This is a genomic window from Neomegalonema sp. (genome assembly GCF_028688855.1).
In the GTDB taxonomy this organism is placed as follows: Bacteria; Pseudomonadota; Alphaproteobacteria; order Rhodobacterales; family Rhodobacteraceae; genus Neomegalonema.
This window is the reverse complement of sequence record NZ_JAQTXI010000022.1, coordinates 43,826-53,773: the sequence shown is the minus strand read 5'-3', so window position 1 is coordinate 53,773 and position 9,948 is coordinate 43,826. Positions and strand designations below refer to the sequence as shown.

Sequence of the window (9,948 nt, the reverse complement as noted above, 5' to 3'; positions counted from 1 at the left end):
GCTGCGGAGACAGGTTCGTCGCCGCGATCTCGGCGCCGGAGACGCCTCTTCCCTGACCCTCAAGAGCGCCCTCCAGAACGCTTGCCCTTTCCCCGAGACGTGAGGAAGAACGCAATGGTCGCTGACGTCTTCACGGAGGCCGCCGCTCTGGCCTCCTATGACCCCCGCCTGCTCCGGGCCATCGTTCAGATCGAGAGCGGCGGAGACGTGGCGGCCTGGCGCTTCGAGCCCCATGTCTTCAAACGCAGATCCGCAGGACGGGCGGCGCAGGCGCGCTCCGTCGCGGAGAGGATCGACCTTGAAGCCGCGCTGGAGGCCACCTCCCATGGCGCGCCGCAGATCCTCGGCGAAAACGCGGGGCTGGCGGGCTATCGCTCGGCCTCGGCGCTCATGGCCGATTTCGAGCGGGGCGACTACCGGACCCGTCTGGAGACCCAGCTCATCGCCATGGTGACCTTCTGCGAAGGCGCCGGGCTCGGACCCTCCATGCGCGCCCTCGATCTGGAGCGCGTGGCTCTGCTCTACAACGGGCCTCTCGCGGTCAAGCGCGGCTATCACGCCAAACTCGTCCGGGAATTCCAGCGGCAAGGCGGTTCATCCGCCCGCGTGCTGCGGGCCGGAGCCTTCGGCCTCGAGGTGCGCGTCCTTCAGGAGGCGCTGCTGCGGGCCGCCCATGACGTCGAGGTCGACGGGCGCTTCGGCGCGCAGACCGTGGCGGCGGTCAAGGCGTTTCAGGAGGACCACGGCCTCGCGGTCGACGGCGTGGTCGGGGCCAGGACCTGGGAGGCGCTGGGGCTTTCCGGCTCCGAAGCCGCGACCGAGCCGCCCATGTCGCGCGGAGACGCCCTCAGGGAGCGCGCGGCGGCCAACGGCGGCAAGCTCGGGATCCTCGGGACGATCCTCGCATGGCTGGCGGGAGAGGGGCGGAACGTCGACTTCAGCGGCCTGGCCTCGACGCTCGGACGCCTCCGCGAAAACCTGAACATCGGAGCGGTCGATCCGAAAACGCTCCTCATCCTCGCGCTCGGCGTCGCCGTGCTCTGGCTGCTCTGGCGGGATTCCCGCCGCGCGATCTGACCGCCCAACCCCAAGGAGCCGCCCATGAGCGCCCCCCGAATCGGCTGGACCCTGAACCTGGGCCATATCCTGCAGTTGCTCGCGCTGCTCGTCGGAGGACTCTGGTTCGCCGCCTCCGTCCAGAGCGACCAGGCTGTCATGGCTTATGAAGCCGCCGAAACCAAGCGCCGCCTCGCGGCCGTCGAGACCAGTCTCACCGATCTGGCGAAGCAGAACACGCAGCTGACGATCAGCGTCAACCGCCTGTCGCATGTCGTCGAGAACCGGACGCCGCCCTTGCCGAGCGCCGGGGGAACGCCGTGACGCTCGCGCTCCTCAAGCCCTTCGCGCCCTGGCTCGGGGCGGGGGCGGCTCTGGCGGTCACGCTCGGCGCCGCCGGAGGCTGGCGGGCGCATCGGCTCGCCAGCGCCGGAGCGGTCGAGGCCGCCCAGACCGAGGGCTTCCGCCGCGGCCAAGCCTTCGCGCGCTGCGTCGCGGAGATCCAGACCCGATCCGCAAACCTGACCGCCGAGGAGGCCGAGCATGCTGCGCGCACAGCCATGGACGCCGTTCGCCCTGATCCTGCTGGCGTCGAGCGCCGGTTGCGCGAAGGCGCCTTCCTTCTCGGCCAGCCCTCAGACGCGCCTTGTGCGGATCTGCTCTGAGGTCGAGCCGCTGGAGCCCGACTTCGCCGCGCAGCTCGTCGCGGCGCTGGAGAGCGCTCCGCCGGAGCAGGCCGAAGTCTGGCGGCGGGCTTTGGCCGAATGGGGCGCGCTCAGAGAAAGGGCGAGGGGGTGCGCGAGCTGAACCCTGCCGCCGTCAGGATTCTTGAGTCAGGGCGGATTTCAGCAGCCGGACCACATCTTCATGGCCGTTCTGGGTCGCCAGAGCGAGCGGGGTGGTTCCTGATGGATCATGAGCTTGATCCGCACGCGCCCCAGCCTCGAGCAGTGCTCTGACCACGGCCTCATAGCCGTTCTGGGCCGCCAGCAGCAGCGGGGAATTTCCGCTCTGTTCATTGATCTGGTCGGCATGCGCGCCCGCCTCCAGCAACCTCCCGACCGCGGCCTCATGGCCGTTCTGGGCCGCCAGCAGCAGTGGGACACTCCCGCCCTGCTCATGGGCCCGGTCGACTTGCGCCCCCGCCCCCAGCAGCCTCCCGACCACGGCCTCATGGCCGTTCTGGGCCGCCAGCAGCAGCGGGAAAGCCCCCCCCTTCGGATCGAGTTGATCCGGTGCCGCCCCGGCTTCGAGCAGCCTCCCGACCACGGCCTCATGGCCTTGCGCCGCCGCCACCAGCAGCGGGAAGGATCCATTCTCATGGGCCTGGTCAGGCGCCGCCCCGGCTTCGAGCAACATCCTTATCACGGCCTCACGCCCGTTCTTAGACGCCGTCAGCAGCGGAAAATCCCCGTTCCGTTCACTGACCCGATCAGGCGTCGCCCCGGCCTCAAGCAGCCTCCCGACCACGGCCTCATGACCCTCCTGAGCCGCCAGAAGCAGGGGGAAATTCCCATTCTCATGGGTCTGATCAGGCGCCGCTCCGGCTGCGAGCAGCCTCCCGACCACGGCTTCATGCCCGTTCTCAGACGCGATCAGCAGCGGGAAACCCCCGCCCTGCTCATTGATCTGGTCGGCATGCGCGCCCGCCTCCAGCAGCCTCCCGACCACGGCCTCATGGCCGTTCTGGGACGCCAGCAGCAGCGGGAATAATCCGTCCTGAGGATCCACCTGATCAGCCGCCGCCCCGGTCGCGAGCAGTCTCCCGACCACTGCCTCATGGCCATCCTGAGCTGCCATCAGCAGCGGGAAAGCCCCGTTCCGCTCATGGACCCGGTCGGCCTGCGCCCCCGCCCCCAGCAGCCTCCCGACCACGGCCTCATGGCCGTTCTGGGCCGCCAGCAGCAGCGGGAAAGCCCCCCCCTTCGGATCGAGTTGATCCGGTGCCGCCCCGGCTTCGAGCAGCCTCCCGACCACGGCCTCATGCCCGGTCAGAGACGCCTGAAGCAGCGGGAAAGTCCCATTCCGCTCATTAACCCGGTCGGCTTGCGCGCCTGCCTCAAGCAGCTTCCCGACCATAGCCTCGTGGCCCTCCTGAGCCGCCATCAGCAGCGGGAAAGTCCCGCTCTCAATAGTCTGATCGACCGCCACCCCCTTGGCGAGCAGCATCTCGACCACGAAGGAACGGCCATTCTCCGCAGCGGCGATCAGGGCCAGCCCCAGAGCCTCGGCGGCCTCGGGCCCCTGGCTGCGCGCCAGGACCCGCTCCAGCGCCCCAACCGCGCCGATCCCGGCGAAGAGCGCAATCATCAGGGAGGGAACCTCATAAACCGCGCTCTCTCGAGGCGCGGCTTGCAGCAAAGCCTGCGTCACCTCATGCCGGGGGAAGTCCTCCTGCAGGCGGATCAGAAAGGTGAGGAAGCCCGTGAAATCCTGCGTCCATGCGTCGCGCGCCAGACGCTCGATCCGGCGAAGCTTCTTCGCCCGACCGCCTAAACCGCCATGCAGCAGCCAGATCGCCAGATATTCGCCCAAAAGATCCGGCGTCCGCGCCTCAAGCCACGCCGGGACGCCGGCTCGCGGATCAGGAGAATAGGCGAAGCCGCAGGCGTGCCAGGCGTCCCGCAGAACTTCGGGCTCTTCAAAGTCGTAGAAATCCTCCGGCTCCTCGGGAAACGCCGCCAGACTCTCCGTATTCAGCCCGCCGGTCATGCAGGCCAGAGCCGCCAGATTTCCCGCCGCAGGTTGCGGACCCTCCTTGTCCCGCCAGAACTGCCTGCGCTCCTGCTCCAGCGTCTGACGCAGCAGGTTCTCGAACCCCTCGTCGACGGCTGCGACCGACCCCTCCTGATCGGCGAACATCATCGCCAGCAGAGGCCGCCAGGCTCGGCCCTCGCCCTGACGGGCGCCCTCCAGACCCTTCAGCCGCGCTTCGACCTCGGCCTCGGAGAGGGGCGGCTTCCCTCGCTCCATCCGCCAGGAGCGCATGACCGCCGCCATCTCCTCGCGCGAGAGGGGCTCCACCAGCAACGCCTTGTTCAGGAACGCCGCCCTCTCCAGAGCGGCTCTGGTCCGGGCGTCCGCCAGAGAAGGCTCCAGCCAATCCCGCCGCGCCCCGCGCGCCGCGTCCTTCTCGCTGGAAAGGTCGAAGCCCTCGCGCTCCAGAGCCAGCAGACGCACCCTGGCCCCCAGCCGCCGCGCCTCTCCGAACTCGCCCCGCGCCCGCTGGGCCAGCAGCTTCGCCGCCTCGGCGAAAGCCGCCGCCTTCTCCGGAGCCGCCACGTAATCCACGACGATCAGCGTCGGCTCCGCGAAGCGGATCGTCATCCAATCCGCTTTCGCCAATTGGCTGGCCGGAAGAAAGCCGCCGTCCCATTCGGAGTCGAGATCCTTCAACAACTCAAGGGCGAGGCGGCTCTTGCCCTGACCGCCTGAGCCGCTCGCCTGCCACCAGTGGAACTCCTCCACCGATGCGAGGAAATCCTGCAAGGCCTCGCGTTCGGTCTCGCGCCCGATGAAGCGGGTCATCCGCTGCTCATAGGAGAAGGCGACGAAGGAGCTCTGGGAGTTCCGCCCGGAGCCCTCAGGGGCAGAGGGCCTCCAGAGCGCCAGCCGCCCGCCGCGCAACTCCTGCAGAAGGGCCTCCATCTCTCTCCTGAGAGCCGTCAAGGCTTCGTCCTGCCGCTCCGCCCCCTCAAGGAGGCGCAGAGAGGAGCGCAGCAGACGCGTCAGAGCCTGCGCCTGAAACTCCGCCCGCGCCTCGGGGTCTCGGAGGAAGGCCTCAGTCACGGCTTCGAGCGCCCGCCGGGCCTGCGCCCTGATCCGCTCATCATGGCCGTCGAAAGGCAGCTTGCGAAACAAGGTTCGGACGACGGCCTCGCCGAGGTCGCCCTGTTTGGAGGCCTGAGCCGTCTCGACGAGATCTGCTCCGGTCAGTTGAAAGCGAGCGTCCTCAAAGAGCGCCAGAAGCTGAGCGTCGTCGTCGGGGCGGCCATGATCTCCTGCGACCCTCTGGATCGCCTCCTGACTCGTCTGCTTCAGATCCACCCATTTGGGCGCAGCCCGCCCCAAGGCGGCGAGCTTATATCCCCCCAGAACCATGTCCTTGAGGCTGGCCTTGTCCTTCAAAAGGACGACAGCGAGGAAGCCGACGATGATCGAAGCAATGGCCTCGCGCGCTTCTCGTCCCATGGCTTCCCCGCCTCCGTCCTTGATCCCGTCCGCCCGGCGCGAGCTTGGAGGGAAAGACCGTCTCGGGTCAATCCCCGCGAGCGTCGGAAACCGGATTCCCTCCAGGGCTTGACGCCCGTAGCTCTCACCGAGGTTCAAGAGATGAAATCCCGCTTTCCGCTGCTCCTGGGCGGCCTTTGCGCGCTGGCGCTCTGCGCTGTCCTCCTCCGCCCGCAGGAGCCGCCGCGCGACCCTCCGGCGCCGACGCCTCCGCTTCAGGCCGAGGCCCTGCCGCTGGAGCATCGCCTCGCGGATGCGGGCGCGCGCCTCGTGCGCTCTGTCACCGGCGAGAAGACGCGGCGGCTTGAGCCTCCCCTCTCCCCACCCCTCGGAATCGTCGGAGGGGAGCCCACTGAGACGCCGCCGCATTTCGCCAGCCTCACGATCCGGCTCCGCGGGTCGCTCTGGCGATGGGAGGAGGCGCATTGCGCCGGAGCGCTCTTCGCAGGGGGATATCTGCTGACGGCGGCCCATTGCGTCGACGCGCCTTGGGAATATGTCGAGGCCTCCATCGGCCCAGCCACGCGCGCGGCTTGGGGTCTGGAGCGCGTGAGGTTCGGAGAGGCCGTTCAGAGCGCCTATTGGGAGGCCTGCTCGCCCGAGGAACCTCGTTGTCGGCATGATCTGGCGCTGCTGAAGCTGCCAGAGGCCGTCGCGGCGGCTCTGGCCTGGGCGGCGACGCCTTGGCCGCAGGGACCGCAGACACAGCTTGAGCCCGGCGAGCTGGTGCGCGTCTGCGGCATGGGGCGGATCGAAAGCGGCGAATTGTCGGAGGTTCTGCGCTGCGTCGAGCAGAGGGTCGTCGAGGTCCGGCCCGGCGTGATCCAGCTCGACGGCGGGGCCGGAGGATTCCGGAACGCGGATTCAGGAGCGCTCGTCCTGAGAGCTTCGACCGGAACGCCTGTCGGCGTCGTCTCCTATTTTCACGGCGCCGGACGTGAAGACGAGCAATTCATCATGCCTTGGCCGGGCGCATGGGCCCGAGCCGTCAGGGAGGCGTGGGGCGGGTGAAATCGGTTTTTCAACCCCAGCTCAAGTCATTGAGACCGCTCAGCAAGAACAGGAGCAGAATCTTTGAAAACTCTATTGAAAACAAAGGAATATTAATGGCCTCTGACTCCGTTAGTCTTGGTTCGAATCCAGGTCCCCCAGCCACGGTTTTTCCTTAAATATCAGATCAGTAGCGGATCAGAGATCAACCGTCGTCTGACGGGTTTTGCCATTCGTTTTGCCAATCTCGTTTCGTTCACGTTCGAAGACGTCGGTTTTCAGCCGGGCGACCTCGGTTTTTCGGCGCGCCGCCTTGGCCACGCGACGCTGATTCGCGCCCTTGCTGTAAAGCGCGATCATCGCGGATGTTTCGTGTCCCGTAATCGCCTTGATCTCGGCCTCGGTGCATCCGGCCTCCGCCAGCTCGATGGTCGCGTTCTTGCGCAGGCCATGCAACGAGACGCCCCGCTGGGCGAAATCTTCGAGGCGCTTGACCTGGCGACGTCGCCAGGCGGGCTATGGACCTCACCAGAATCCTTCGCCGAAGGCCGTCATGTGGGCGCTCACGAGGCTCTGTTCGGCGATCTCCCCGAAACTCCCCTTGTGGAAAAGAAGCGGCGGACGCAGCGGCTCGAGGCGAAGACGAAAGACCTCGCCCAGAAAGATCACGTGATCGCCCGCCGGAATCTCCTGCGCCGTCCGGGCGAGGAAGGCCGCCGCCGCGCCGCGCACCACCGGCTCGCCCTCGAGCGACTCGAAGGGCGCCGCGAAGGCCGGATCAGGCTTCCCCGCGAAATGCCAGGCGAGCTTCTGCGTCCCCGCCGCCAGCACGCTCACGCTGAAACGCCCGCTCTCCCGCAGCAGAGGCAGCATCCGCGCCGTCGTCGCGATGGAGATCGCGATGAGCGGAGGAGACAGAGAAACCGACATGAAGGCGTTGGCCGTCATGCCGTGATCCTGAGCGCCAAGGCGCGTCGCGATCACGTTGACTCCCGTGGCGAAGAGGCCGCAGGCGTCGCGCAGGGCCCGCGGATCCACCGGGGAGGTCGGGGAGGAAGAAGGGCTCATGGGGTGCTCTCCAGAACAGCGGCGGGCGATCCTGCGCGCAGGGCCTCAGAAGATCTTGAGCAGGCGAAGTTCCGCATTGAGGTCCTGCCGGAAGCCTCCGGAAGCATGGAGGTCGGTTCCGATCATCGCCTGAAGCTGAAGGGTCGGCGTCACGAAGGCGCTCCCGAAGACCCGGATCTGATCCGCCCGCGTGCGGCTTCCGTCATCCGCCCCGTTCACCGAGCTCGCCCCTCCGAACAGACCCGAATAGCCCAGAGCCAGAGAAACCTTGTCCGTCAGGTTCCGGCGCAGATAGCCCTGAACCTGCCATGCGGGATCGCGTGCGTAGCGGTCGCCGTTCTCGGTGTGGTCGAGCCGGAAGGCGACGTCCAGAGCGCCGTCGAAGAACCAGCCGGGCCCGAGGTTCTGCGTCACGCCGATCTGCGGCGTGAGGGTCCAGGTTCCTGAACCGAGGCTGACCTCGCCCGGATCATAGGCCCCCGTCGGAGTTCCGACATAGAGCGTCGCGCCGAGGCTGGTTCCGTAAGGCTCGGTCATGGCCGTGTTGACCGGAAAGACCGTCGCGGCCAGGGTGAGGTCGCCGAAGCCCTCCGCCGTGGGCGGATTGGCGCCCCCGATCCGGACGTCGGGAATGGCCCCCACCGGCCGGATCGCCTGAACCGCCACGGGCGTTCCGGCGATCTCCTCGTAGCGCACGTAGCGCAGCAGGGCGACCGTCGTGTCCAGCTTCGAATCCGGCACGTCTCCCGCAAGCTCGTTGTGCAGATCGCCGCTCGTCGCGCCCTTGAGATAGAGCAGAAACAGATTCGAGCCCGGCGGCGCTGCGACGTAATCGCCCGGCGCGATGTCCGAGGCCGAAGCCGCAGCGGCGCCATGAAGGAAAGCGCCCGCCGCCAGCGGGGCGAGGGTTGAAAGTCTCATGGAATCCTCCCGGATCGCGCCGCGTCTCTTGCGCGGCTGCGCGAAGAAAGGGCCGGAGAGGATCCCCGGCCCTGCGTCTGCGGTCAGTCCTGGAAGCCCGCCTTCAGGCGGTTGACGTCCCAGGGGTTCACCATGTCGGGAGCGGTCCAGCCGTTCAGGTCGTATTCCGACATGTAGCCCTCCACGAGGCCGCGCATGGCGTCGAGGTCTCCCGTCGCCTGGGCCGCATACATGGTTTCGATGCGGATGTTCTCGTAATTCCCGGCGTAATTGGTTTCGTAAAGCTCGTGGCGCCCGCCGAACTCCGAGCCGATGGCGTCCCAGAGCAGCTTGAGCAGCTTCACCCGGTCCACCGCCGCGATCCCGTTCGAGCCGCGCACGAAGCGATCCAGCAGGGGCCGCATCTCCTCGTTCTGGAAATCCAGCGCCGAGCTGGGCAGATAGATCAGCCCCGAAGCCACATGGCGCTCGATCAGCTCCTTGATCCGGGTGTAGGCCATGGGCGCGAAGACCCGGTAAGCCATGCTGCCGCGCGTGCTCGGCTGGACGTAGCCCTCCGTTCCCGGCCAGGGGTCGGGATTCATCGTCATCGCGTCCGAGAGGCTCCAGAAGAGGTTGCGCCAGGCGATCACCTCGCCGACGGCCGTCTGGGGGCCGCGGAAGCTCTGGGCGCCGGTCGCGTCGAGGGCCTTCGAGAAGAGCCCCGCGATGAAGTCGAGCTTCACCGCCAGCCGCGTGCAGCCATGCAGCGTGAAGCGCGGCACGAAGCCTGAGCGCGGCACGAAGCCGTTGACCTTCTCGACGTCGCCGTAAAGGAAGACGTTCTCCCAGGGCACCAGCACCTTGTCGAAGATCAGGATGGCGTCGTTCTCGTCGAGGCGGCTGGAGAGGGGATAATCGAAGGGGGTGCCCATCACCGCCGCGTTGAGCTCGTAGCTGACGCGGCTGACCAGCTTCACGCCCTGCGCATGCATGGGCACGGTCACGATCAGGGCGTATTTCCTGTCCTTCACGGGAAGGCCGTAATGGGCGATGAAGTTCTGATGCGTCAGGGCCGAGCCCGTGGCCACCACCTTCGCGCCCGAGACCACAAGGCCTGCGTCGGTCTCCTTCTCGACATGCATGAAGACGCCGCCGGTCTCCTCGATGGGAAGATGGCGGTCGATGGGCGGATGCACGATGGCGTGGTTCCAGTAATCGACGCGCTCCTGCGTCCGCGCATACCAGGCGCGGGCGTTGGGGGCGTATTCGCCGTAGAATTCGGCGTTGGCGCCCAGCGTCCCGAGGAAGGAGGCCTTGTAGTCGGGCGAGCGGCCCATCCAGCCGCAGGCGACGCGCTGCGTCGCGGCGATGGCGTCGCGCCCCGCGACGAGCTCGGCGGAGGTCTTCGGGCCCTTGAAGAAGGGATGCGTCCAGCCGCCCGAGCCGGTGTCCGTGGGGACGCCCAGCTTCTCCTTGTCGGCGTTGAGCCGGTCGTACCAGCGCGCGACCATCCGGGCCGAGTTGCGGAAGGCCGGATGCGTGGTCACGTCCTTCACGCGCTCGCCATGCACGTAGACTTCGCGCGCGTCGCGGATGCTGTCGAGATATTCCGCGCCGGTGTAGGGCGCGAGCGCCGCCCCGCTCTTCAGATCTTCCATGTCTTCCTCCCAGATGATTTCCAATGCGCGCAGCCCCCCTTCC

General features: G+C 67.6%; 9 protein-coding genes. 4 read left to right on the top strand and 5 right to left on the bottom strand.

The window, feature by feature from the left end:
• The first annotated feature begins 114 nt into the window (after positions 1-114).
• Genes PHN62_RS14535 through PHN62_RS14525 form a run of 3 tightly spaced genes read left to right on the top strand, consistent with a single transcriptional unit; the run spans position 115 to position 1,721 of the window.
• Entirely contained in the window at positions 115-1,077 is a 963-nt protein-coding gene (locus tag PHN62_RS14535; RefSeq protein ID WP_300151879.1) for an N-acetylmuramidase domain-containing protein, read from the top strand.
• Positions 1,078-1,101: 24 nt separating this feature from the next.
• Positions 1,102-1,380: a hypothetical protein gene (locus tag PHN62_RS14530; RefSeq protein ID WP_300151877.1), complete on the top strand. Its 279-nt coding sequence runs from the start codon at positions 1,102-1,104 to the stop codon at positions 1,378-1,380.
• A complete protein-coding gene (locus tag PHN62_RS14525) occupies positions 1,377-1,721 on the top strand; it encodes a hypothetical protein (protein WP_300151875.1) in 345 nt (114 codons plus the stop codon). Before PHN62_RS14530 ends, PHN62_RS14525 begins: the two co-directional genes overlap by 4 nt.
• 154 nt (positions 1,722-1,875) lie before the next feature.
• Here PHN62_RS14525 and PHN62_RS14520 read toward each other — a convergent pair whose 3' ends face one another.
• Entirely contained in the window at positions 1,876-5,247 is a 3,372-nt protein-coding gene (locus PHN62_RS14520) for an ankyrin repeat domain-containing protein (RefSeq protein WP_300151873.1), read from the bottom strand.
• Positions 5,248-5,388: 141 nt separating this feature from the next.
• Here PHN62_RS14520 and PHN62_RS14515 point away from each other — a divergent pair, with 141 nt between their 5' ends.
• Entirely contained in the window at positions 5,389-6,297 is a 909-nt protein-coding gene (locus PHN62_RS14515; protein ID WP_300151871.1) for a trypsin-like serine protease, read from the top strand.
• Between the two features lie 177 nt (positions 6,298-6,474).
• Here the strand turns inward: PHN62_RS14515 and PHN62_RS14510 are convergent, their stop codons facing one another.
• The 4 genes from PHN62_RS14510 to PHN62_RS14495 form a co-directional block, all read right to left on the bottom strand.
• Positions 6,475-6,732, bottom strand: coding sequence for a hypothetical protein (locus PHN62_RS14510; RefSeq protein ID WP_300151869.1), 258 nt, complete (start codon positions 6,730-6,732; stop codon positions 6,475-6,477).
• A 69-nt stretch (positions 6,733-6,801) separates the two neighbouring features.
• The gene (locus PHN62_RS14505; RefSeq protein ID WP_300151867.1) at positions 6,802-7,344 is read right to left on the bottom strand and encodes a flavin reductase family protein; all 543 of its coding nucleotides are present in this window, start codon (positions 7,342-7,344) and stop codon (positions 6,802-6,804) included.
• Positions 7,345-7,389: 45 nt separating this feature from the next.
• Positions 7,390-8,265, bottom strand: coding sequence for a transporter (locus PHN62_RS14500; RefSeq protein ID WP_300151865.1), 876 nt, complete (start codon positions 8,263-8,265; stop codon positions 7,390-7,392).
• 83 nt (positions 8,266-8,348) lie between these two features.
• Positions 8,349-9,905 carry a 4-hydroxyphenylacetate 3-hydroxylase N-terminal domain-containing protein gene (locus PHN62_RS14495; RefSeq protein WP_300151863.1) on the bottom strand — a complete coding sequence of 519 codons (1,557 nt, stop codon included), beginning with the start codon at positions 9,903-9,905 and terminating at the stop codon, positions 8,349-8,351.
• Positions 9,906-9,948 lie beyond the last annotated feature (43 nt).